Raw genomic sequence first — 22,711 nt, 5'->3', positions numbered from 1 at the left:
TCGGGGTGAGGGAATGGAGTTAAATAAGAAAATACTTACAGGTGGGTTAATTTTAATTGCATTAACTCTCACTGGAAGTATGTTTTTCATATATTATTGCAGACTTAGCGAACCGGTATTTTTACAGCATTATTATGAATGTCAACTTCCTGCCTATGATACTGATAATGGAGAAAGTATGTTTGCACTTCATTATCTTACCAACCGGTCAGATAAAAAGAAGTAACCGGTATCACTTTTAAGGAAGCACCAGAGCTTGATTTTTATGCAACAGAAAATAACCAGAGAGGCGGAATGATAGTTTGGAACAATAATGCCTTTCAACAGAAGGGAATGGTATACGGACGATATTCCTTACGTACTGTTTATGTAAATATGGTTTATGACAGCAATACAGAGAAGTTTGATAAGTCTCAGCTGTCACATGCTGTCTTTGAATTCTCTGACGGTACGCAGAGGAATGCGGATATTGGTAAAATAATATTCTACAAACAAGACCATTCGGATAGATACCTGGATTCCCGTTCCAGTTCCAGTTCTTCTGATGGTACTTCCTCTGTGTCATTTAATGTGAAATCGGATTTATTATTGATAAAAATAGACTCGCCTCTAATGAAAGAAGCAAATCGTTTGTATCAGATTAAGGTAGATGGAATTGACAGTAAGGATATTAACGGAATCCAATACAATGCCGGAAGTACGTTGAATGTTACCAGTAATCTAAAAATGTCGTTAAACAATGTTGACCAGTTTTCTTTTTTTGATATTAAGCCCTGTATTTTTTTTAAAACTCCCGAGGGAAATACTGATACCGTAAGGTTATATAATTTTGAATATAATACTATGATTCAGAATTTTACTTGGATACAGATCTATAAATACTTAGCAGGAAAGGGGAAGTTCTAAATGTCTCGGGGATATAAAACTATTTTTTGGGGGATTGTTTTTATCAGTTTTCATATTAACCTTGGAAGCTTTCAGATACTGCCTAACTTCATCGGGTGGGCTATGGTTGTCAGCGGAATAAATCAATTGAGAACTATTTATAACAGTGCTAGATTTGAAAAGGCCTCAGTTATAGCGCTTATAGCAGTATTTCATTCCATTATCAGTTTATTGGTAACGTTTCGGTACCCATATGCGGATAATTCCTCCCCATTTATGATGTTTTGGATTATCCTCATAAGTATATTGGAGATATTAATAGAGTACTTTATTATTCATGGTTCCGCAGAGTATTTATACGATGGGGATGATATGGAAACCGCAGATAATCTTGTAAAACTATTTCAATGGTATCTTATTATCTATTTTTTAAATACTATTTTAGTATGTATCTCATTCACACTTTATAACAATTCCCTAACCGCATCAGCCGCTGTGATAGGAATGGTTTTAAGAGTCTGGTTTTTAGCACTAATCAGTAGGCTTAAGAAGCATCAGCAGGAGGAAGAAATGACAGAAAATCAAGAACAGTAAATAAATTCGAAGGTTTAAGATAGAAATAAAGAAACCTGCTAATGAAAGTCAAGAACATTTTTAGTGATTTTAGAAAAGCTTATGAGCATAGTAAACAGGCTGGGTCACATGCCCAGCCTAAACTTTTTCATTATTTACTGATACGCTCTTTTACTCGTACATAATTAATTCTTAGAAATATATCTGCAAAATACTAACTATATATAATTTTAATTTTGCAAAACCTCTCTGTAAAAGAAAAAAAATTAGTCATAGTCATTCTTGCGATTCGTTCTAAATCTTCCTCCAAAAATTTTAATCCCCAAGAAATTGTATTTATAGAAAAATTATAGTGATATCTTAAAAAATAAGCAAGTCCCAATTTACTTACATGAAATAATAAAATATAATTGCAAATCTGCCGTTAGAAAAGTTTGACTTTTTTGTATGAAATCTAGCAGAATATTTAAAAAGCAATTATCACATATTAAATATGTAACCCACCCATAACAGAATCTTAGGAGGAATTTATGAAAAACAATTATAAAGATACGTCAACTAAAAATGCATCCAACGATAGTTCTTTAAAGGAAACGACAAGTAATGACAGCAGTTTAAGGGATAGTAGTCAGGATTTCCGTAATATTGGTAGCAGCAGGAATGAAAAAATTCAAGTAATGACTCAACCAAAGATTTAGTAGATAAGAATAATTGTTAATTATTAGTATTAGTGATTTCATTATTATTTACTTCAGACTATCCTGTTAACGGATAGTCTTTTTTGGGCTCATACGAGGAAAATTCTCCCCGTCAGGGCTTGAATCTGGCAGGCCAGACTTTTTGGTATTTCCGTTTCATAGTAATTTGGTTATTCCAGCTTTAAATAGTAATATAAAATCAGTTATTCTTACCTGTTCTGTACAACATAATCCTATTAGTGGTATAATATCCGAAAGGAGTGTATTTTATGGAACAGGAAATTGATGAAATGAATAAAATTATTCATGTTATTTGCACGGAAGAAGAAAAAAGAAAGATACTGGAAGAATCATCTGCCTACTTATATGATTATGAATTTAATTTTATTATTAAAGAAGATACTGTAAACGGCAAATGAATGGTATTATTATAATTAATAAATGGGGATGCTGCAAAATGATAAACAATTTTAGTAATGACCAGAATTTGTGTTTACATTATTAATTTAACAGCATCCCCTTATTTTATTCCCTTATGAATTACAATTATTTTTGGAATACAGATAGTTATAAAGTATTCCATGTCTGATTTCATCCGTAATTATTTCAGTTAACATATTAATATGGACCCGAGGCTGCATAGCATAAAGTATTTGACGGTATTTTCTTACAGCATTCTGTTCGCCTAATAGGGCATCTCTAAGTCCGTCACAATATGATTTAGGAGGAACAAATTCTTCTGCTCTTACTTTAGGGAGCATATTTCCTGTTATATCATAGTAAATCTGCCTGAACATCCGAAAGTGATCCATTTCGTTATTTCGTATGCCGGTAATTATCTCTTTGTCTTCATCATTGGGTGCATTTTCAATTAAATAGGTATAGAATATTCGATCTTCATTTTCCCCTGATACTGCTTGCTGTATTAATGAAAGTGCATTATCCAGATTATAAGGGTATACAAATATATTCTCCTCATTTTTAGATTCTAATTCCATTTGTTTTATACGTTCATATATATTAATATTTTTAGAGTTTGGAAAAATATAGTTTTTGTAGTTCAATTTTTCTGTCTCCAATAAATCTTTTTACCATTATATGTACGTCTAATTTAATTGGTACATTAAATTTTGAAGGAAACCCATATCGTTCAGAAATTAAATCTTGTCAACAAAATTATTATTATTATTTTTAGATATTGAGTACCTTTTCAATTTCATATTGAGTGTTAATTACAAACCACAGCTGTGGTTCAAAATTCATAATTGTCCAGATAGATAAACCTTGAAGGCCGTATTCCGGTATCAGCCCTACGATTGTATTAAAACTTCTTGCATCTTTAAACCATATTATATGTAAGTCCTGTTCATTTTGAAAGTAATAGAAATAAGATGCCTGTGCAGGTTCATTAAATTGTATGGGTATACCTAAATCTGCGGCAATTCGTACAGCTCCGTCAGAAGTTATGGCATTTGCCCCTGAGACACCGGGTACATAAGGGAGCTGCCAGTCATAACCGATAGGTATAAGTCCTAAAAACATCTTTTCAGGCGGAACAATACTAACCGTATAATTTAATAAATCCCTTAATATATTTACTGGGACAAGTGAACTTGGAAAACCGTAGGTCATTCCCCATTCATAAGTAGTAAATAAAATAGCATCAACAGAAACCGCTAATTTTGAATAATCAATTTTCTCAAATTTTACTACCGGGCCTTCAATAATAGCATTTGGTGTCACCGTAACTAATACCCGATATCCTCTGGAATGTAATATATCAGCTATTTGGCTGAGATATTCAGCTATTCTGTCAATATTTTCCAGATTAATATATTCTATATAAAGATTAACTCCATAATAACCTTTACTATCCAATAAACGAACAAGATTATCTAACAATCGTTGCACAGCATCAGGATTTTTTAATATGTTATAGGCAACTTCACTGCTGCTTACTCCCTCTTCTGTAAAAGAAGATACGAACATCATAGGAGCCACGCCAAATTCTTTTGCCATCTGTATTAATTCGGAATCCTCCACCTCTATAATTTCTCCCTCAAACGTTACCCGGTGGTTAAATATAGTCAGATAAGTTAAAAAGGGAAGTGTTTTCCTTAAAATATCTCTATTTATATAATGGAATGTATAGCCACTGGTAGCAATGGTTCTGATTTTATTCGTCTGGTACCGTATAACAAGGGTTTCACCGGGATATATAAACTCTCTATCAGAAAGATAGGGATTATTTCTTAACAACTCCATCACAGAAATACCATTTTTCTCCGCAATACTTGCTAAAGTATCTCCTTCCTGGACTGTATATACCGACTCAGGGTAGACTATAACAATAGTTTGACCGATAGCCAAATTATCCGGATTGTCTATGCCATTTTCCTGTATTAGCCTGGCAGCTGGAATATTATATAAATCTGATATAGAATTAATGGTTTCTCCTGGTTGGACAACATGTATTGTCATATTTAGTCCTTTATTTCTTTTTGTTTTATTATATGTTCTTAAATAATTAATAGAATAAATAATCCATAGGATAATTAAGTTAAATGTCATAACCTCATAATAATGCCGGCAAGTCATTCCAAATCTCTTTTAATCATTGGCAGATTTTTAACAATATATATAATGTTGTTAGCTTGAATAATATTCCTTGGTTTTATATGAATTGGAATTTTGGTTTAAAACTTACTTCGGCTTGATTAAATTTATCGACATAAATAATAGTATATTTTTTTCATATGTATTAAAATAGCTTTTATAAATAAAAGGTCCATGAATGCAAGTATGATTAGTATATTATAGGAGTAAAAAATGAAAAAATTATATAAATTAATTTTAAATAGTTTAAAAGAAATGGAAACAGGATCAGCCGAATCTTATAGTAATTCATTAAATGAATTAGGCAGATGGGTATTAACATTATATAAAAATAATAAATTTAGTTTTGAAGAAGGTAATAAAATATCACAAGATCATAACATAGAAGATTTTACAGAGATGATATTATTAAAAAAAGAGTTTTCAAATTTTACAAATAGTAGTTTTGATAATCAAATAATATTTTGTCTAAACGAATTATCAGAAATATATAAAATGCATAAAATCGGATTTACACCAGATTATATGGATGTTAATATTGATAACGAATCTGTCGGCATACCGGTACTTTTAGCGAACCTTCTTATCCGTGTTTTTATAATATGCAACATTTATAAAATCGATATAGAAAAATTATTAGTACATAAGTTGAAAAATTAATAATGCGAGAAGCATAGTAATCGTTTAGATATTATTTTATTTATTGGTACTAAGTCCGATAATAGCATTGTATTAATACTCCCCCGTATTTCACACCAATTTGCAGTATATTTCTTGCAGAGCGTACGCGGAGACAATGAGCGCCATAAGGTGCTCATTGTTTTTGATACATAGCAAAAGATATGATTAGACATAGCAATTATTTTTAGAGTATAAATAATTTAATAGTATACCATGTCTAATTTCATCTGCTATTATTCCGGTTAACATGTTTATAAGAACGCGTGGCTGCATTGCATAAAGTATTTGCGGGTACTCTTGTATTGCACTATTTTCACCAAATAGTGCCGTTTTTAAACCGTCACAATAGGATAGTGGTGGATTAAATGGCTCATCGTTTCTCTGAGGTGCAGAGTGTCTCGTTATTTCATAATATATTTGCATGAATATATTGTAGTGATTTATTTCATCATTTCTAATACTAGTTATAATTTCTTTATCTTCTTCGCTAGGGGCAATCTCTATTAAATAATTGTAATAATATATATCTTCATTTTCTCCTGAAATTGCTCGCTGTATTAGTGAAAGTGCATTGTCTAAATTGTCGGGGTATCTATAAATATTATTGCGATTGTAGTATGATTCAATATCCATTCGATTCAGATTATTAGAGATCATATTATCTCCCTCCTTTCACACTAACTATTATATGACAAAATTAGACATTTTGTTCATGCTAAGAAAGTTTCAGAAATGAAATAATGTCAGGTCTCTAGACCAAGTTAATACATATCTATCCCCAGGACAAGAAGTGCTGCCCGGAGTGTGGCCGGTATCTTTATATCTGCAGCGACATTTATCTGCCGAAGAATTGGAAAAGGGAGGGAGATCACCATATCTACTAAAGTAAGAATATCCGCTACCAGTTTCGAAGAGATCTAAAAGCCAAAAGGTGATTGAGGTGCTTAAGCCAAGAATTAAGTCCTATAAGATTTCAATGAGCATCACTGGCCCATATAAAAGGACCTATATTGAAAGGAAAGGATAAAAAGATAAGGTACATAACCGGTTGGTTTCGTACCTTAATCTATATTAAGATGATAGCTAGAGTATTATTATTTTTTAAGGCTTTTACCTTCAGTGAAACCATGACCTATTTGTTTTCCGATAGTCCAATAAGTGTTGTCTATGGAATAAAATAATGGATTTACTTTCTGAGTATCTGGGAATCCATTTATTAAGCATTCTTCATTAGCATATACCTCTGTAACATGGGCAATAAATACTTCCATGTCATAAATGTTAAATACCTGTATAACCTCGCATTCCATATTAATAGGACATTCACGTATCATTGGTATTCTATTGCTACTATCGAAAAACGTATCAAAAACATCAGACTTATCAATATTACTTCCGGAAACAAGTCCACAATAATCAAATTCGGTCATTAAATTTGTAGATGGTATATTAATGCTAAATTTTTTATTGTCATAAATGCCTTTGTTAGTATAATGTGATTTGCTCGATGAAATATAAATAACAGATGGCTCAACACTTATTATCCCACAGTTACCTAAGGTAACATAATTAGGTTTTTCATCGACAATTACACCAACTAAAACAGAGGGGATCGGATACACCATAGGTAAATTTCTTATCTTAATCTTACTCATATCAGACTTCTTTGGATAAATGGGTTATTATTTTTTGGTTTTATTATACAATATACTCCATAAAGATACCAGTATAGACACCAGTTTCAAAAATCAACAGTAAATTGACGCTATCTTAACATTTTGACACGTTGACACTTTAGTGCTAAAGTTGTATAATATACTTAACAAGACAGCCGGAGGATAGTAGCACCTATCCGTCTCGGCGAAAAATCAGATTACTTTAAAATAGTCGTCCGACTTTTAGCAGAGAGCAGGACGGCTATTTTTTGTGCTTGTCATTTCTGGCAAGTGTTATTATAGCAACTATCATAATTACAAAGGTGAATAAATCACTATATGTAATGTACATAAGCACCACCCCTTTCGCAAGACTCGAAACGGATGGCGTGACCGTCCTACCGGCTACCTGGTTAAGCATATTTATGAAAGAAGAAACGGAGGAATTAAATAATATTTTTCCGGTTAAAGACGAGACACAGAACAACCAAGGACTGGCACGGATGCGAACAGCTCACCAGGCAGCAGAATATTTTAAGCAGTTGGATCCAGAAACGAGCTTTACAGAGTATCATATTAATCGCTTAATAAAAACCGGAGTGCTACCGGTATTCAAGTCCGGTAATAAAAGACTAGGTAGGTGCTTTTTGTTTATATCTATGCTACATTTGAAATATTTTTGTACTGTCCACTTTAAAGGAATCATATCATTAAGAGTGCCTTAATAATATATTAAACAGCTATAACCTTTGATTCCCAGCATTTTTTAAATGGAGCATAGGGGACTTGAACCCCTGACCCTCACACTGCCAGTGTGATGCGCTCCCAACTGCGCTAATGCCCCGAATCAGATAAAAAAACTAAATAAGTATGCAGTATTTATTTAGGATAGTTAAAAAAAATAGTTACCAGAATATTATAAAGCGGATATGAATAAATATCAATAAAAATTTTTATGAATTTATTTTCAATATTATTTAGTAGATACAAAGACCTGGTTATTTATTATTAAATCTTTTATGACAAATAAAACATCGGAAGAATCATAGAAACTATGAGTAAATTCCAGGTGTGGCAATGAGAGGTGGGTGACTGCCGGAAGCATATACAGTTATAGCATCAGCCCGCAGACTGATGTTTTAACCTTTTAGTATCGCTTTTAGGCGGATACGCTTAAATGTAGTATACGTATAATCGAACAGGGCTATTAGCTATCTGTTTTTTCCACTTCTTGCAAAGAAAAGGGTTCCGATTACCAGAAACACTACTGTTAGGAGTAGTGGGATATTCTTGTAGTTTCTCTTCTAATTTGTTAACACACTTACAACAAAATAAGACCCATGCCACAAAAAACTTGTGTCATGAGTCTTACTGTAACGTAAGCGGATAACGGGAATCGAACCCGCAACACAAGCTTGGGAAGCTAGCATTTTACCATTAAACTATATCCGCAGAATTGATTGATTAAGATCAAAGTAAGTTTCATTCATATTATAAAACTAATTTATTCCAATTTCAATTATAATTTTTATTTTTTAATCGTAATTAAAAATTAATATAAGTCTATTGTGGAATTTACATTCCATTTCCGTTATAGATATGGAAGAATTTTCAAATCACAATATCAATTACCCAATCATAAACCATTTTAATAATAATAAAGGCAAAGCAATACCACTTGCTTTGCCTTTGGATTACTTATAATAGCCAAATTTTTATGGCTATCCCCATATTGCTTTCATTTCGTCACAGTGATCTAATAATTCCTCCAGTCTGCCGATTGCTTCAATCCTTCCGTCTTTCATTACGATGATCTGGTCTGCCTGTTTTAAGGCACCCCGGCGATTGGATACAACGAGGCAGGTAGCGGGCCGGTCCTTAAACAACCGGTTCCATAGTTTGTTCTCTGTTTCAACATCCAGGGCGCTTGATATATCATCAAAAACCAACAATTCTGCTTTCCTGGCAAACATTCTTGCTACGGCAACTCTTTGAATCTGCCCCCCGGAGAGTTTTACTCCCTTAGGGCCGATTACCGTATCCAAGCCATTTTCCAGTTCTTTAATATCCTTTTCCAGTACGGCTGCATGGAGGGAATTATTAATATCAACGGCTTCTTCCTGTAGTCCAAACAGGATATTATTTTTTATACTGTCACTGACCAGATTTGGAATCTGTGGGGTGTAGGCACAGTAAGGGGATATAAAAAATTCTGCCGGGTTTGTTACGGTTTTTCCATTCCATTTGATATTTCCGCCATCAGAAGGTAAGAGTCCAAGTAATACTTTTATTAAAGTAGATTTACCTGAGCCAATACGCCCAGTAATTACAGTAAATGAACCTTTTTTTAACCTAAAATGAATATCTTCAATACCGTTTCCGGAGGTTTTATATTGATAAGAAAGGCCCTCAACGGAGATATCAGTTAGATCCTCTGCACTGAATTTTTCACTTATATTTATATTATCCTTAGTATCTTTATTCCCGGATTTTAAATGCAGGTCATTGTGCTCTACTGCATTATACAGGTTATCTTCCTGCATAACTTCCGCAATTCTTAAAAATGAAACCTTTGCCTGCCGGTTATTGGCGATAAATCCGCCAAAGAAGCTGGTAAAATCAGAAATAAAATTTAGATAATAAATAAACAAGGATAATTCACCAATTGTCATATCACCGTTTTTCATGGAACCGGCAGCCAGAAGAAGGATAAATCCTGTACCGATACTTACGGTATTGTAAAAGATGGAATGGAGGGATTGTGTTAATAGAGTATCCTTTAACATCATTTTATGTCTTTGACGGTTTAGTTTTTCCAGATAGCGGACAACATTTTCTTCTTCCCCGGCTACCTTAATAGCCTGTACCGCAGAAAATATCTCACCCATAGCCCCGGTAACAAGCCCGGTGGCCTCCCTGGAAGCTACCCTGTATTTCTGCAGTTTTGACCTGAGTACCTGGACAATTCCAACTACCGCAACTAAAGGCGTAAATACAAACAGTGTTATTTTAGCATTAATGCTTACCATGATGGTGACAGCAACAATTACAAATACTACATTTCCGATAAAATCAAGAGTCCAGCTGATGGAATCCTCTATGGTTCTTGCATCATCCCGAAAACAGTTTAATGCCTCGCCCTGAGAACAGGGAATGGAACTTGCGCCCGGTTTTTTCAGAATACTCTCAAACATATTTCTTCTGAGTAATGCACTCATGTTAAAGCGGTGTTTATTATCAACCATAGCTCCCCACCTGATATTAATCATTCTGCCTATGGTATAGACAGAAGTGAGAGCTATAATACTGAAAAGATTTATTGTAAAATTTTCACCCGGTTTTAAGATATTAAAAAATTGTTTAAATAAAAGCCCTAATAGTAAAGGTTCAACATGAATGCAGGACCAGAGAATACAATTGAGGGTATATAACCCGGATTTGTAGGTCATCATTTTCCAGAATAAGGGGAAGATAGCTGTTTTCTTGGCAGACTCCTGCCTGTTTAAATCGTTTATAATAGTTGCATTCACTATACCAACACCTCCTCTATGCCATACTTTAATAATTCATTTAACTTAGAATCTTTCTTTTGTAAAAGCTCTTCTCTTTTCCCGTATTCTAATATACTGCCCCCGTCCAGTATAAGGATATCATCAGCCCTTTCCACTGTGCCAAGTCTATGGGCGATAATAATACAGGCCCGGCCGTCCATTAGTTTTGATAATGCCTGGTCTGCCAGCTTTTCTGTGATAGGGTCAAGCCTGGCGGAGGCTTCATCCAAAATAACCAGCTTAGGATTTTTTAAAAAGATACGGACTAAAGTTAAAAGCTGTGCTTCACCGGATGACATTCCTCCCCCTGATTGAATCATGGTATCAAGGCCGTTGCTAAGGTTTTCATACCAGTCTTTTAAACCCATTTCATAAATTGTTCTAATGATTAAGGAATCCTCTACGGCAGGATTAAAAAAGGTTATGTTGTCTCTGACACTTGCATGGAATAGCTGTACCTCCTGGGTAACATAAGCAATATTTTCTCTCAGCTCTTTCAGACTGATACGCTTAAGGGGTTTATCACCTAGATAAATAAGTCCGGACTTAGGATCATAGAATCTTACGATAAGTCTTGCCAGAGTAGTTTTACCGCATCCGGTATGCCCGAGAATCCCAAGGATTTTACCGGCAGGGAGTTCAAAGGATATATTTTTTAGTACCGGTATATTTTCCTCATATTCAAAGGACACTTGCTCCAATTTCAAGGAAATATTATCTTTATTTTTATTCTTAATAAATTCATTTATTTTATTACCTGCAGTGAACTGCTCCATTGAATTTACTGAGAATTCTCCTGGGAAATCCTCCCTGTTATCCACCGTAGTTTTAAGTTTTGATTTCATTTGTAATAATTCTTCCATACGGATAATGCTTGCGGAAGCTTTTTGTATATCTAACAGCTGTTCCCTTAATTGCTCCAAAGGTTTTTCCAATAGCTGTATATAATTGATCATCAGATATACCATACCTAAGGATATCTTACCCGTAAACCACAAATATCCGCCTAAGGCAAATATCATAATATTTCCGATACCAAAGATACCCTCTAATGTGATCCAGATTTTATATCCGGAAAGAAAAGCTTTTAACTGTACCGGCAGCCAATTCCTTAACAGGGCATAAAACCGGTTCATGACATAGCTCCTGGCGCCATTCGTCTGAATATCTTCCGTACAGCCGATATGTTCTCCTAAAAAGCCATAGAATTGTGCATTGATTTCCCGTTCCTTACCAAAGTTATAGGAAGCACCTTTCTGGGTTTTCCACATCACTGCTAAGGCTAGAAACAGAAAGAGGATAAATGCAATACCTACAGCCGTATTTTGGATCATCAGAATGATAAGGATACCGGCCATTAAAAAGATGTTATTAATAAAGCTTACAAATAATTTGGAGAAGAAATTAAACAAAGCTGTAACGTCTCCATCAATCCTTTCAACGATTTCCCCGGACTGGTGCTCCTTAAAAAAAGTCATATCAAGTCCCAGGCAATGTTTCACCAGGTCAAGGCGAAGGGAATTCGTTGCCCTCCATCCAATGTTCTGGCTGAAATAAGTAGATGCGACTGCCAGAACCTGCTGTATCAAAGCCGACAATATAAATAATCCGGCTGCCAGAAACAGTGTATCCATTGGCTTTTGTTTCCCGATCCCATCAATGAAAAAGCTTACAATCTGAGGGTTTATCAACTGGATTATAATACTGCCTCCCATAATGAAAGCCAGTGTAACCAGCTGCAGTTTGCTGTTTTTTAAATACTTTGATAATAATTTGGTATAACTTTGTATGGATTTTTTCATAAATACTTCTCCTCATTTTATATATAGTAATCCAGATAATTGCGAAACTCTGAAGAAAAGCCGATATTCTCAATCGGTCCTCTGCAAATAAAAAAGCCACAGGATCTTTTACCTGTGGCTTTCATTTAGCTATTCGTCAGCAAAAACTAAAAATAAGAATTTGTTATTACAGACATGTATCGGCTAAATCAATATAGTAATAAAAAACCGCAGGATAAGCATACCCTGCGGTGAATTATATCTATGTTAAATAAAATACGACTTATCTATACATAGGCGGGTCATGCTGCTGTTATTTTGTTGGTTTCTTTTCAGTATTAAAATAAACATTACCTGACCTCCTTTACAAATTTATGTTACTGTATTAAGGTAACATTCTTTCAATAAATATGCAAGTAAAAGTTGGAATAAAACTAAAATTTTGTTAAATATAACCAAATTAGCAAGCTTACTTGTAATAATTCCAACGGACACGCGAACCGAGAAACTCGCAAAGAGTGTTTCTTCCGGTTTACTTTAATACAGTTACAAATCCTATAATCTATTGGATATCCAAACTAAGTGCTTATCTATGAACATTGCAAGGCGTACCCTGCCTGGAATAGAACGGTCTTGTATATTTTTTATATTTTATGATCCATTTTTGATTTTTATTTTTTATTTTCCATTCCAATTACTCTTGACATTTGTGATTATATACGATAAAATACGTTTGACATTACAGGTGACAAGACAGCTATATTGACTGTAAACGGATTACGCAGACAAGCTGTTCTTAAAATCAAGAATAAATAGTCAGGGGGTTTTTTTATGAATCAGAAAAACAAATTACAATTAATGACCATATCAGCATTACTCAGTGCGATCGGAATTCTTATTCCTATGTTTGCACCTAAGATAGTCTTGGAGCCTGCATCCTATACATTGGCAAGCCATGTACCGGTATTTATCGCTATGTTCATATCACCTTATGTGGCAATTGCAGTTGCGTTAATCAGCGGCTTAGGATTTTTAATGTCAGGTTTTCCCATTGTTATCGTGCTTCGTGCTTTAAGTCATATTGTATTTGCTGCCGTTGGAGCACTTATGTTAAAGAAAAACGGGAATCTGCTTAGTTCTCCTAAAAATACCGCCTTATTCGGTTTATTCGTATCATTAATTCATGCGGTTATGGAAGTAGGGGTAGTAACTTTCTTTTATTGGGGAAGCGGTATGACAAGTGCATATTACGAAAAAGGTTATCTTCTTGCTGTTATAGGGCTTGTAGGATTAGGTACTGTGATCCACAGTATGATTGATTTTGCCATTGCATTATTTGTATGGAATCCGCTTCAGCAAATCATATCCGTACCGGCCAGTGTAAGAAAAGTTCGCAGCAGATAAGTAACTATGAATACTTGGATATAAAAAACACCTCGGGGCATATAGCATAAAGCTAACTTAACGAGGTGTTTTATACGTTACTAAGTTTTCTATCTATTTTTTAGCTTATTTTCACAGTTTTCTTTTCAGTTGAAAAGTATATAATGATAAATCCGATAACGGTAGCTATAGTTCCTAACATTAACATGTCGGATACACCCAAGGTATCCAGTATCTTTCCGCCGGTGATATTAGCAGTGGATCCTGCAATTCCGGCGAGGGCTACACCAAGCATAGCCTGACCTTTTACTTTATCGTGGTCATCCATAATGGAATTAACATAATAAACGGATGCAGGTGTAAATATGGCATATGACAGGAGCTGGCATCCTTGGGATAAGTGAATCATAAAAACGTTTGGAGCCATCCAGGTTACAATTGCTTTAATTACAAAGAAAAAGGCGGATATGGTAACCAGTTTATTCGATTTCACCTTTTTTACAATATAGGTAAACCCGGCCATGGCAGGTAATTCCAGAGCTGCGGCTATGGATAAGGAGATTCCCATATCCGTACTGTTACCGCCGACATTTTCAATTATGTTAATCAGGTAAGTATTGATTAAACTATGGGAATAGTAAATCATGGCGGTACCTAATAAGAAGAAAATAAACCTTTTATATTTTATAAAAAAAGTTAATATACCGGTGGGGGCATTTTCCTGTTTCTCTGTATTACCCTGAGTCAGAGAAACTTTCGACCCGGGGTCTAAATCGGTTGAGAGCGATTCCGGTATATCTACTTTAAATAGAAAAGCAGATAAGATGGTAAATGAATAACAGATTAAAAATATGGATATTAATATACCCGCACCAAAGCGGTTGACAAAATAACCTAATAAATAGGACATAACCGCAAAAGCAATGGAACCGATTCCTCTCGCAAGTCCGTAATTCATAGGAATACCCTTATCTAAATAATATAACGCCATGGAATTAAACAATGGGTTTATAGTAAAGGTAATTGCATTTATGGAAATATAGATAACGGATATTAACAAAAAGGATCCCGGTAATATGTATAAGAGGAAAGCCAATATAAAAACCACAAACATAAGCACTATAACAATATGCCGCAGGGAGATTTTTTTTGTTTTATCTGCAAAAGCACCGACCAAAGGCTGAATTAGGATGGATAAGATGGCAGCCAATGCAAGTACTATACCCACCTGTACATTATTAAAATTTTTGGAGTGCAGATAAACAGCAGCAAAGCTGTATATGGCACACTGGCAGACCCAGTAAGTACTTTGTAAAAAGGCATAGCGTATCGTTAATTGTTTTGCTAAATTTTCCATGTGTTCTCCTATGATAGCTAAAGTATTAGATATGATAAAATATTTTAAATTATTATTAAATATTATAAGATACGAAATACAGTTTAACTTTTTTTAAAAAATTTAGCAAGATTATTTTTTCATAATATTTGTGTACAATAATCACATTTTTTCTATTTGCAATAACTGTTCCTTTAGCTTTAAACCGCCGGCATATCCCACAAGCTTACCATTTGCTCCAATAACGCGGTGGCAGGGGATAAATATGGCGATAGGATTCCTGTTATTAGCCATACCTACGGCACGGCAGGCCCTCGGATTTCCGGCGGCTATTGCAACCTCTTTGTAACTTAACGTTTTGCCGTAAGGTATAGATTTAAGGACTTCCCATACTTTTTTCTGAAAATCCGTGCCTTCCGGAAGCAGATTTAACTGAAAGGAAGTACGACTCCCTGATAAATATTCCCTTAATTGTTTTGCAGCTTCTGCTAAAAGGGCAGTTTCTTTAATTTCGGTTCCATCCGGGATTTTTTCATCAGAAAAGGTAAGGTTCGTAATTCCCTCTCCGTTTTCCGTGATTCCTATTTTACCGATACTGGTCTCATAAAAATAAGTATTTGTCATATAGAATTCCTCCTCAATTGGCATTCATTGATAACCATCTTGCAACCCCGTCTTCGGTATTGCTGTCTATAATATAGTTTGCAGCTGCTTTTAATTCATCCTTTGCATTCTTTACCGCGCAGGTTATATCACATGCCTTAAATAAAGGCAGATCATTTAAGTTATCCCCAAACCCTACAATTGTTTCATAATGGTATTTGTTTCTTAAGTATCGTACGGCATTATATTTGGTTGCAGCTTTGCTGAATATCTCCAGATACCATAATTCTTCCTCTGAGTAGATATCTTTATAATAAGCCATTGCAATTCCGGGACAGGATTTTAACTGCTCATAGGCAGGTTCCAGATTTTTTTGTCTGTCCAGCAGGGCAAGATAAATAATATGTTCCGGACTTACAAGGGAGAAATCGGATACCTGTGTAAAGGGCTTTTGGTATTTCCTGACCCGTTCTTCATAAAAATCCCTCTGGGCTTTATGATCCAATCTCTCATAATAAGTCGTCTGGGTATCCTGTTTTATTTCATACAAGAATCCGGTTAAGTGGTATTGTTTCAACGTACTTATAATAAAAGTGAGGCTTTCTTCAGGTAAATACTCTATATTAATATAAGTCTTATTGTTAAAATCATAGATAAGTACTCCGTTCATCAGGATTACCGGCAGGTTTAAATGAATTCCTTTCAGGATACCATTAACCGTAGCCGCACTTCTGGCTGTAGCGATGGTAAACTTCATCCCTTTATTTATTAACTCGTTTAAAGTATTGCGGGTGTACTCTGAAAGTTCTGCTTCTTTATTTAATAACGTACCATCTAAATCAGAGATATATAATGTATTCATATCAAGGGTACCTTTCTATTTTAAGTATTTAATATATGAGGGGTATTATAACTGATCGGAAGTTGCTTTTTACAATTCCGATAAAAAGCAGTGCATTTCCGTCATACATCTGATTCCGGAAACGTGATTGTAGTTCCTGAAATATAAATATCTATTATTATGGTATTTACTTTTTAGTATACTAAAGAGTTTTAATGACGTCAATGGAAACGCATATACCTGAAAAGCCCATTTTATAATAGAAAAATAATAAAGGGTCTGCTTGCTTTTTTTCCAGTTAGCATATAAAATAAGATAAAATATAATAGGGTTGTAAAATTCAGGGAGGTTTTTTTGTGGAGAAGATTGTCATCGAAATGAAGCAATCGAAAACGATAAAACTAATGTCTATTGGATTTTTGTTATTACTGCTTTCAATTTTTATATGGATATTAGGAATGAGAGAAAAGAAAATATTATTATGGCTGACAGGATTATTATCAATGCTACTGTCCTGTACCGGTTTTTTAATCTATTTAGGGCGGGCTTTGCAAAGGAAACCCTTACTAACGATCACATTTGACGGTATCATTGACAGTTCATCCGTTAATTCTGTGGGTTATATACCGTTTCAGGATATCGAACGGTTTTGTATCGTTAACAATAGCGGACAAAAAGTAATCGGTGTTATACCGAAAGACGAAAAATATTTTACGGATAAATTATCGCCAATAAAACAACGGCTGGCTAAAAATAATATGGATAACCAGACTCCCCCTTTTACAATCAGGGTGGATAAAGCAAAGGATATGTCCTTAGAGGATATCTATACTTTACTTACCAAAAGGCTGAGTGATTACAGCAGTCTTTATGATTAAGAAAATAATATTTATTATTTAAGTGTAAAATTTTACCGGTAGGTACAGTATATCAGAAGGAAGCACTGCACAGAAAGGAATATTATAATTGGAACAATATATCTTATTTGACTTGGACGGAACCATAACGAATCCGAAAGAAGGAATTACGAAATCCATTCAGTATGCATTACGCCGTATGGGAATCGAAGTGGAGGACCTGGATTCCTTATGTAAACATATCGGCCCTCCCTTAAAGTTTGGATTTATGGATTTCTGGGGGTTTAGTGAAGAGGAGGCAGAACACTGCGTTGACCTGTACCGGGAATATTATTCCGTTACCGGTATCTATCAAAATTATGAGTACGAGGGAATAAAAGAATTATGTGAAAGTTTATCAAATGCAGGGAAAACGCTCATAATGGCTACTTCTAAACCGGAAAAATTTGCAAGGATAATAATGGAACATTTCCGCCTGGATACTTATTTTCATGATATCTGCGGTGCAAGTATGGATAATAAGCGCTGTAAAAAAGGTGATGTTATCCGTTATGCACTGGATAAGAATAATATAACTGACCTGGATCAGGTCGTCATGGTAGGGGACCGTCTTCATGATATTGAGGGGGCCAGGGAAAATAAGATCGATTCTATCGGTGTTTTGTATGGATTCGGAAGCAGAGAGGAATTAGTGAATGCCGGTGCAGGTAAGATAGCGGAAACAGTTGACGATTTAAAAGTTTTGTTACTGGAAGATTAAAAGAAGTACTTTCTGATTTTACGCCCGATAAAGGGGCAGATAGGAGCTGTATATGAAATTAATATCATGGAATGTAAATGGATTAAGAGCATGTTTAACCAAGGGCTTTGAAGATTTCTTCCGTCAGATCGATGCGGATGTGTTTTGCATACAGGAGACAAAAATGCAGCGGGAACAGGCTGACTTAAATTTACCGGGATATACCCAGTATTGGAACAGTGCAGTAAAGAAAGGTTACTCCGGAACGGCAGTATTCACTAAGGCAGAACCTTTGTCCGTAGCTTATGATCTTGGTCTTGATAAACATAATGATGAGGGACGGTCCATTACCCTGGAATTCGAGAATTTTTACCTGGTTACAGCTTATACGCCCAATGCGCAAAGGGAATTGGCAAGAATTGATTACCGTATGGAATGGGAGGACGATTTCCGTAATTATCTGACTAAATTAGATGAGGTCAAACCCGTAATTCTGTGCGGAGATTTAAATGTAGCTCATAATGAAATAGATTTAAAAAATCCTAAATCCAATACGGGAAATGCCGGATTTTCCAAGGAAGAACGCGGCAAGATGACGGAACTGTTAAACAGCGGATTTGTGGATTCATTCCGTTATCTGTATCCCGATGTAACCGATGCTTATACCTGGTGGTCCTATATGTTCCACGCTAGAGAGAAGAATACAGGCTGGCGGATTGACTATTTTATTGTATCGGAAAAAATTAAATCAAAAATAAAGGATGCAGTTATTCATAATGAGATCCTGGGCAGCGACCATTGTCCGGTAGAACTGAATATTTCACTGAAGGAAGATTAAGCATAAGCTCGGTTTCTGATTAAAGTTTTGAGCTGCAGTTGCCTTATAGGATAGATTCCGTTCTGAAATTGTTTGAATAACATGGTATATAAATACAATAATTCTGTTTTGCAAATACTTAACTATAAATATATAGGGAAAGGAGTTTTATATGAAGATTTATGATATTACCCAGGAATTATTTACAAGTGTGGTATATCCGGGGGATGTGCCGCCTACTTTTATACGGAAATTAAATATGAAAGAGGGCGCACCCTGTAATGTAACCGTATTAAATATGTGTGCCCATAACGGTACTCATATTGATGCACCATATCATTTTTATGAGGGTGCAAGAAGTATTGAACAGCTGGATTTAACGAAATGCATCGGCAATTGCAGTGTGGTTCAATTTGAAAAGCAGCCAGATGTGGAACAAATGGAGCAGGTACTTCAAAAATGTGAAAAAAGATTATTATTAAAGGGAAACGTCGTTGTTACCATTGAACTTGCTAAATTAATGAATGAATATAACCTGGAACTGATTGGAATTGAAGGTCAAAGTGTAGGACCGGCAGAAGCACCAAGAGAAGTTCATCTTGAATTACTAGGCAAGGAGGTAGTAGTTTTAGAGGGTGTAAGATTGAATGAGGTGGAGGAAGGTAATTACTTCTTATCTGCCGCACCGGTTAAATTAGGCGGAAGTGACGGTGCACCCTGCAGGGCGGTACTGATAGAATTTTAGTAATAGACTGGAGCTAAATTATTATGGATACAATGGAGTATATCATTAAGACACTGGAAACTTTAGTTAATATACCCAGCCCGTCAGGTTATACAAACAATGTTATGGAATTTGTTAAAAATCAGGCGAAGGGATATGGGTTTAAATGCGAAAGCAGCAGAAAAGGCGGATTGGTTATATCCGTTAACGGTTTAGAGAATGAAACATTAGGATTATCCGCACATGTGGATACATTAGGTGCCATGGTTCGTTCCATATCAAGGGAGGGAATGCTCCGGTTTACTATGGTAGGCGGTTATACCATGCAGAGTATAGAGGGCTGTTATTGTAAGATTCATACCAGGGATGGGAAAGTATATACCGGTACCATATTATCAAAAAGTCCTTCCGTACATAGCTATGACGATGCCAGAACTTTGGATCGTAATGAAAGGAATATGGAAATCCGCATCGATGAAGTAATAAAGAACAAGGAAGATGTTATAAAATTGGGAATTAACAGCGGCGATTATGTTAGCTTTGATGCCGGTTTTGAATATACGGAAAAAGGTTTTATTAAATCCAGGCATTTGGATGATAAAGCTTCCGTAGCTGTTTTATTGGGACTGCTTAAGGATATCTCGGAGGGAGAGCTAAAACCGAAAAGAAATCTGAAACTTCTGATTAGTAATTATGAAGAAGTAGGTTTTGGTGCCAGTTGGATTCCGGAGGATATTACGGAGTTTATAGCAGTTGATATGGGAGCTATCGGTGATGATTTAAACGGGTCGGAATATGCGGTTTCCATCTGCGCCAAGGACTCTTCCGGTCCATATGACTATGATTTGACTACCAGCCTGATTAACCTGGCAAAAGAAAATCATATTGATTATGCAGTAGATGTTTTCCCACACTACGGCTCTGATGTATCAGCAGCAATCCGCGGGGGTTTTAATATAAAAGGAGCGTTAATCGGACAGGGTATCCATGCTTCCCATGGAATGGAGAGAACTCATAGAAATTCAATGGAAAATACATTAAAATTATTAAGGGCTTATATCCTGTAGTTTACTGATATAACCTGGTTCAGAAAGTCAGAAGCAAGTACCTATAATTATTATTTATGAAATGCTCCCTGTATTTGGGAGCATTTTATTGTTTGTTACTGAAGTAACAGAGTGAAAGTACCAAAAGACGGCAAGACTGAATCCTTGCTAATACAAATCACAATAATACATTTCGGATATCATGGTTCCGTCATTAATTAAGGATTGGTAAGTTCTAAAAATATCTATAATTCCGAACCCCCAATCAGGATTCGGGTATTCCATATCGGGATTTCTTCTTGCACCCTGAATTAATAAACGTTTCACTAAAGTACTATTCATAGCCGTATAATTACCTCTTACAATTCCCCATTCCAGCAACATTGCAACAACTCCGGCTGCATGGGCAGCAGCTAGACTTGAACCTGTGGCATTAACAAATTGATGGTTGATTGTTGGGCATAAAATATCAACCCCCGGAGCAGCTAAATCCGGTTTGGGATAATTCAGTACCGTATATCCCCTGCTGGCATTATTAGACAGGCTTTGATCAACATAGTTATAAGCAGTAATACAAATAGGTCCTTCAGAATTACCGGGTGTGGTAATCGTCGTTTCATTATTGGAATTTAAAAAGAATGTACCAGGTGTCATCAAGCTTTCGATAGGCATCCATATATGATATCTTAAGGGCAGATCACTGTTTTGCTCATACACCAGGAACTTCCATACTCCCGGCATTGGATTATGAAAACGAAAAAGAATAAATTGTTTATTTATAGTAGCTTCTTTTGAATTGATATCCACTGTTATTACCGTACTATCGTGAGTCAGATACAGTGTATGTTTTAAGGTTGGAGGGATTCTTGATATAAATTCCCCCGTGGGAGTAAAGATATCTATCCAGAAATTATTGGGAGAAACCCCCAAAATTCCATAGAAAAACCGGATACATCATTGGCTACAATAAATTCAACATTATCCGGATTCATATTAGGTTTTCTTTCTCCAAAATAATGATGCCCGGTATTTCCTTCATTTCCTGCAGATACAATAACAGCTGTTCTTGGATTTTCACAGATTGAGGATAAGTACTGGCTTAACATACCGCTTCCGCCATGATCGCCTCCTGAAGAACCCAACCCAATACAAATAGCGATGGGACGCTTCAGTCTTTCGGCGACTTGTGTTAAATATTTTACACCTAAAATAATATCATTTTCCTGATAACAGATAGCTTCCTCAGGAATGGCTAAAAACGTTTTAAGATACGGTTTTGCAGGTTTTAATTTAACAATAACTAAATCTGCGCTGGGAACAACACCTATAAACCCGTATTCTTCTACCGGTGTCCCTGCCGCAACGCCGGCAAGCATAGTTCCGTGTCCATTTTCGTCCGTGCTTGGTACAATGGCGAGGGGATTGTCACTTTTTATAGCCTGATTAATTAAATTACGGTTATATTCTGTTCCATAAAAAAATCCTTCCGGATAATGGTTCGCACTGTCTATGGTTTGATCCCATAAAGAAATTATTCTGGTAGTATTGTCTATGTTTTTAAATGCGGGATGGGTATATTCGATACCGGTATCTACAAATCCGATCAGAATACCTCTGCCTCTTAACAATAAGTCGGGAATGTTCCTTATTTTGTCAATTCCTGTGGAATTATATCCGGGAGCAGATAATAAACCGTAACAACCAGGAAGAGCCGAATAACCATATTTTGAAATACTATCCGGTGTCATATTACTTACAGGCATATGGATAACCGCATACTTTTTATTTATATAATTAACAGAGCTATTTGGAAAAGCTGCAAAACGAGTAACATCATTATTGTATTCTATTAAAAAATCAGCATAGGCATTGCTTATTATCTTATATTTTTCCTCATCACTCATATATTTTTACCCTATATCTAT

Annotated in this window: 23 protein-coding genes and 2 tRNA genes; 12 read left to right on the top strand and 13 right to left on the bottom strand. The window is 35.3% G+C overall.

Translation table 11 applies throughout. The features are described 5' to 3' along the window. The first annotated feature begins 13 nt into the window (after positions 1-13). From Ana3638_RS04785 to Ana3638_RS04765, 5 genes are all read left to right on the top strand, one after another. The gene (locus tag Ana3638_RS04785; RefSeq protein ID WP_161837017.1) at positions 14-226 is read left to right on the top strand and encodes a hypothetical protein; all 213 of its coding nucleotides are present in this window, start codon (positions 14-16) and stop codon (positions 224-226) included. Positions 227-294: 68 nt separating this feature from the next. Continuing rightward, positions 295-906 carry a hypothetical protein gene (locus Ana3638_RS04780; protein WP_161837016.1) on the top strand — a complete coding sequence of 204 codons (612 nt, stop codon included), beginning with the start codon at positions 295-297 and terminating at the stop codon, positions 904-906. After that, positions 907-1,479, top strand: coding sequence for a hypothetical protein (locus Ana3638_RS04775; protein WP_161837015.1), 573 nt, complete (start codon positions 907-909; stop codon positions 1,477-1,479). 509 nt (positions 1,480-1,988) lie between these two features. Next, positions 1,989-2,156 carry a hypothetical protein gene (locus tag Ana3638_RS04770; RefSeq protein ID WP_161837014.1) on the top strand — a complete coding sequence of 56 codons (168 nt, stop codon included), beginning with the start codon at positions 1,989-1,991 and terminating at the stop codon, positions 2,154-2,156. 269 nt (positions 2,157-2,425) lie between these two features. Then, positions 2,426-2,575, top strand: a complete 150-nt coding sequence (locus Ana3638_RS04765) for a hypothetical protein (protein ID WP_161837013.1) — start codon at positions 2,426-2,428, stop codon at positions 2,573-2,575. A gap of 114 nt (positions 2,576-2,689) precedes the next feature. Here Ana3638_RS04765 and Ana3638_RS04760 read toward each other — a convergent pair whose 3' ends face one another. Then, the gene (locus Ana3638_RS04760) at positions 2,690-3,220 is read right to left on the bottom strand and encodes a ferritin-like domain-containing protein (RefSeq protein WP_246240793.1); all 531 of its coding nucleotides are present in this window, start codon (positions 3,218-3,220) and stop codon (positions 2,690-2,692) included. 127 nt (positions 3,221-3,347) lie between these two features. Continuing rightward, on the bottom strand, positions 3,348-4,754 hold the full coding sequence (locus Ana3638_RS04755) for a LysM peptidoglycan-binding domain-containing protein (protein ID WP_246240791.1): 1,407 nt from the start codon (positions 4,752-4,754) through the stop codon (positions 3,348-3,350). A 231-nt stretch (positions 4,755-4,985) separates the two neighbouring features. On the opposite strand from Ana3638_RS04755, the gene Ana3638_RS04750 reads away from it, so the two are divergent. After that, positions 4,986-5,432, top strand: a complete 447-nt coding sequence (locus Ana3638_RS04750) for a nucleoside triphosphate pyrophosphohydrolase family protein (protein ID WP_161837012.1) — start codon at positions 4,986-4,988, stop codon at positions 5,430-5,432. A 186-nt stretch (positions 5,433-5,618) separates the two neighbouring features. On the opposite strand, the gene Ana3638_RS04745 is transcribed toward Ana3638_RS04750, so the two are convergent. The 6 genes from Ana3638_RS04745 to Ana3638_RS04720 form a co-directional block, all read right to left on the bottom strand. Beyond that, positions 5,619-6,110 (bottom strand): ferritin-like domain-containing protein, encoded by a 492-nt coding sequence (locus tag Ana3638_RS04745; RefSeq protein WP_161837011.1) that lies wholly within the window; start codon positions 6,108-6,110, stop codon positions 5,619-5,621. Between the two features lie 437 nt (positions 6,111-6,547). Continuing rightward, entirely contained in the window at positions 6,548-7,108 is a 561-nt protein-coding gene (locus Ana3638_RS04740) for a flavin reductase family protein (protein WP_161837010.1), read from the bottom strand. A 771-nt stretch (positions 7,109-7,879) separates the two neighbouring features. Next, a tRNA-Ala gene (locus Ana3638_RS04735) sits at positions 7,880-7,952 on the bottom strand. Between the two features lie 537 nt (positions 7,953-8,489). Further along, positions 8,490-8,560, bottom strand: a tRNA-Gly gene (locus Ana3638_RS04730). A 269-nt stretch (positions 8,561-8,829) separates the two neighbouring features. Then, complete coding sequence (locus Ana3638_RS04725; protein ID WP_246240789.1) at positions 8,830-10,638, bottom strand: ABC transporter ATP-binding protein; 1,809 nt, start codon at positions 10,636-10,638, stop codon at positions 8,830-8,832. Continuing rightward, the gene (locus Ana3638_RS04720; RefSeq protein ID WP_161837009.1) at positions 10,638-12,461 is read right to left on the bottom strand and encodes an ABC transporter ATP-binding protein; all 1,824 of its coding nucleotides are present in this window, start codon (positions 12,459-12,461) and stop codon (positions 10,638-10,640) included. The genes Ana3638_RS04725 and Ana3638_RS04720 overlap by 1 nt, the downstream gene beginning before the upstream one ends. 810 nt (positions 12,462-13,271) lie before the next feature. Between Ana3638_RS04720 and Ana3638_RS04715 the strand changes: the two genes are divergently transcribed. Next, positions 13,272-13,844, top strand: a complete 573-nt coding sequence (locus tag Ana3638_RS04715; RefSeq protein WP_161837008.1) for a hypothetical protein — start codon at positions 13,272-13,274, stop codon at positions 13,842-13,844. A 100-nt stretch (positions 13,845-13,944) separates the two neighbouring features. On the opposite strand, the gene Ana3638_RS04710 is transcribed toward Ana3638_RS04715, so the two are convergent. The 3 genes from Ana3638_RS04710 to Ana3638_RS04700 all read right to left on the bottom strand — a co-directional run bounded on the left by Ana3638_RS04710 (position 13,945) and on the right by Ana3638_RS04700 (position 16,624). Further along, on the bottom strand, positions 13,945-15,180 hold the full coding sequence (locus tag Ana3638_RS04710; protein WP_161837007.1) for an MFS transporter: 1,236 nt from the start codon (positions 15,178-15,180) through the stop codon (positions 13,945-13,947). A gap of 141 nt (positions 15,181-15,321) precedes the next feature. Next, entirely contained in the window at positions 15,322-15,783 is a 462-nt protein-coding gene (locus Ana3638_RS04705) for a methylated-DNA--[protein]-cysteine S-methyltransferase (protein WP_161837006.1), read from the bottom strand. A gap of 13 nt (positions 15,784-15,796) precedes the next feature. Next, the gene (locus Ana3638_RS04700) at positions 15,797-16,624 is read right to left on the bottom strand and encodes an HAD family hydrolase (protein WP_161837005.1); all 828 of its coding nucleotides are present in this window, start codon (positions 16,622-16,624) and stop codon (positions 15,797-15,799) included. Between the two features lie 335 nt (positions 16,625-16,959). On the opposite strand from Ana3638_RS04700, the gene Ana3638_RS04695 reads away from it, so the two are divergent. The 5 genes from Ana3638_RS04695 (at position 16,960) to Ana3638_RS04675 (ending at position 20,807) form a co-directional block, all read left to right on the top strand. Next, a complete protein-coding gene (locus tag Ana3638_RS04695; RefSeq protein WP_161837004.1) occupies positions 16,960-17,481 on the top strand; it encodes an STM3941 family protein in 522 nt (173 codons plus the stop codon). 88 nt (positions 17,482-17,569) lie between these two features. Next, positions 17,570-18,220 carry an HAD family hydrolase gene (locus tag Ana3638_RS04690; RefSeq protein WP_161837003.1) on the top strand — a complete coding sequence of 217 codons (651 nt, stop codon included), beginning with the start codon at positions 17,570-17,572 and terminating at the stop codon, positions 18,218-18,220. Between the two features lie 52 nt (positions 18,221-18,272). Further along, the gene (locus tag Ana3638_RS04685; RefSeq protein ID WP_161837002.1) at positions 18,273-19,037 is read left to right on the top strand and encodes an exodeoxyribonuclease III; all 765 of its coding nucleotides are present in this window, start codon (positions 18,273-18,275) and stop codon (positions 19,035-19,037) included. Between the two features lie 151 nt (positions 19,038-19,188). After that, positions 19,189-19,761, top strand: coding sequence for a cyclase family protein (locus Ana3638_RS04680; RefSeq protein WP_161837001.1), 573 nt, complete (start codon positions 19,189-19,191; stop codon positions 19,759-19,761). A 23-nt stretch (positions 19,762-19,784) separates the two neighbouring features. Beyond that, positions 19,785-20,807, top strand: coding sequence for a M42 family metallopeptidase (locus Ana3638_RS04675; RefSeq protein ID WP_161837000.1), 1,023 nt, complete (start codon positions 19,785-19,787; stop codon positions 20,805-20,807). A 147-nt stretch (positions 20,808-20,954) separates the two neighbouring features. On the opposite strand, the gene Ana3638_RS04670 is transcribed toward Ana3638_RS04675, so the two are convergent. Together Ana3638_RS04670 and Ana3638_RS04665 are read right to left on the bottom strand one after the other, a co-directional pair. Next, the gene (locus tag Ana3638_RS04670) at positions 20,955-21,716 is read right to left on the bottom strand and encodes a S8 family serine peptidase (RefSeq protein ID WP_161836999.1); all 762 of its coding nucleotides are present in this window, start codon (positions 21,714-21,716) and stop codon (positions 20,955-20,957) included. Next, complete coding sequence (locus tag Ana3638_RS04665; RefSeq protein WP_161836998.1) at positions 21,686-22,690, bottom strand: S8 family serine peptidase; 1,005 nt, start codon at positions 22,688-22,690, stop codon at positions 21,686-21,688. The genes Ana3638_RS04670 and Ana3638_RS04665 overlap by 31 nt, the downstream gene beginning before the upstream one ends. Between the last annotated feature and the right edge of the window lie 21 nt (positions 22,691-22,711).

Source organism: Anaerocolumna sedimenticola, from assembly GCF_009931695.1.
Classification (GTDB): Bacteria; Bacillota; Clostridia; order Lachnospirales; family Lachnospiraceae; genus Anaerocolumna; species Anaerocolumna sedimenticola.
This window is presented reverse-complemented; position numbering and strand designations above follow the sequence as displayed.

Coding starts and splice junctions, on each gene's coding strand:
- Ana3638_RS04665 (WP_161836998.1), bottom strand. CDS start 22,690: ATGAGTGATGAGGAAAAATATAAGATAATAAGCAATGCCTATGCTGAT.
- Ana3638_RS04780 (WP_161837016.1), top strand. CDS start 295: ATGATAGTTTGGAACAATAATGCCTTTCAACAGAAGGGAATGGTATAC.
- Ana3638_RS04750 (WP_161837012.1), top strand. CDS start 4,986: ATGAAAAAATTATATAAATTAATTTTAAATAGTTTAAAAGAAATGGAA.
- Ana3638_RS04720 (WP_161837009.1), bottom strand. CDS start 12,461: ATGAAAAAATCCATACAAAGTTATACCAAATTATTATCAAAGTATTTA.
- Ana3638_RS04700 (WP_161837005.1), bottom strand. CDS start 16,624: ATGAATACATTATATATCTCTGATTTAGATGGTACGTTATTAAATAAA.
- Ana3638_RS04710 (WP_161837007.1), bottom strand. CDS start 15,180: ATGGAAAATTTAGCAAAACAATTAACGATACGCTATGCCTTTTTACAA.
- Ana3638_RS04705 (WP_161837006.1), bottom strand. CDS start 15,783: ATGACAAATACTTATTTTTATGAGACCAGTATCGGTAAAATAGGAATC.
- Ana3638_RS04680 (WP_161837001.1), top strand. CDS start 19,189: ATGAAGATTTATGATATTACCCAGGAATTATTTACAAGTGTGGTATAT.
- Ana3638_RS04715 (WP_161837008.1), top strand. CDS start 13,272: ATGAATCAGAAAAACAAATTACAATTAATGACCATATCAGCATTACTC.
- Ana3638_RS04675 (WP_161837000.1), top strand. CDS start 19,785: ATGGATACAATGGAGTATATCATTAAGACACTGGAAACTTTAGTTAAT.
- Ana3638_RS04685 (WP_161837002.1), top strand. CDS start 18,273: ATGAAATTAATATCATGGAATGTAAATGGATTAAGAGCATGTTTAACC.
- Ana3638_RS04785 (WP_161837017.1), top strand. CDS start 14: ATGGAGTTAAATAAGAAAATACTTACAGGTGGGTTAATTTTAATTGCA.
- Ana3638_RS04740 (WP_161837010.1), bottom strand. CDS start 7,108: ATGAGTAAGATTAAGATAAGAAATTTACCTATGGTGTATCCGATCCCC.
- Ana3638_RS04755 (WP_246240791.1), bottom strand. CDS start 4,754: ATGACTTGCCGGCATTATTATGAGGTTATGACATTTAACTTAATTATC.
- Ana3638_RS04775 (WP_161837015.1), top strand. CDS start 907: ATGTCTCGGGGATATAAAACTATTTTTTGGGGGATTGTTTTTATCAGT.
- Ana3638_RS04745 (WP_161837011.1), bottom strand. CDS start 6,110: ATGATCTCTAATAATCTGAATCGAATGGATATTGAATCATACTACAAT.
- Ana3638_RS04770 (WP_161837014.1), top strand. CDS start 1,989: ATGAAAAACAATTATAAAGATACGTCAACTAAAAATGCATCCAACGAT.
- Ana3638_RS04765 (WP_161837013.1), top strand. CDS start 2,426: ATGGAACAGGAAATTGATGAAATGAATAAAATTATTCATGTTATTTGC.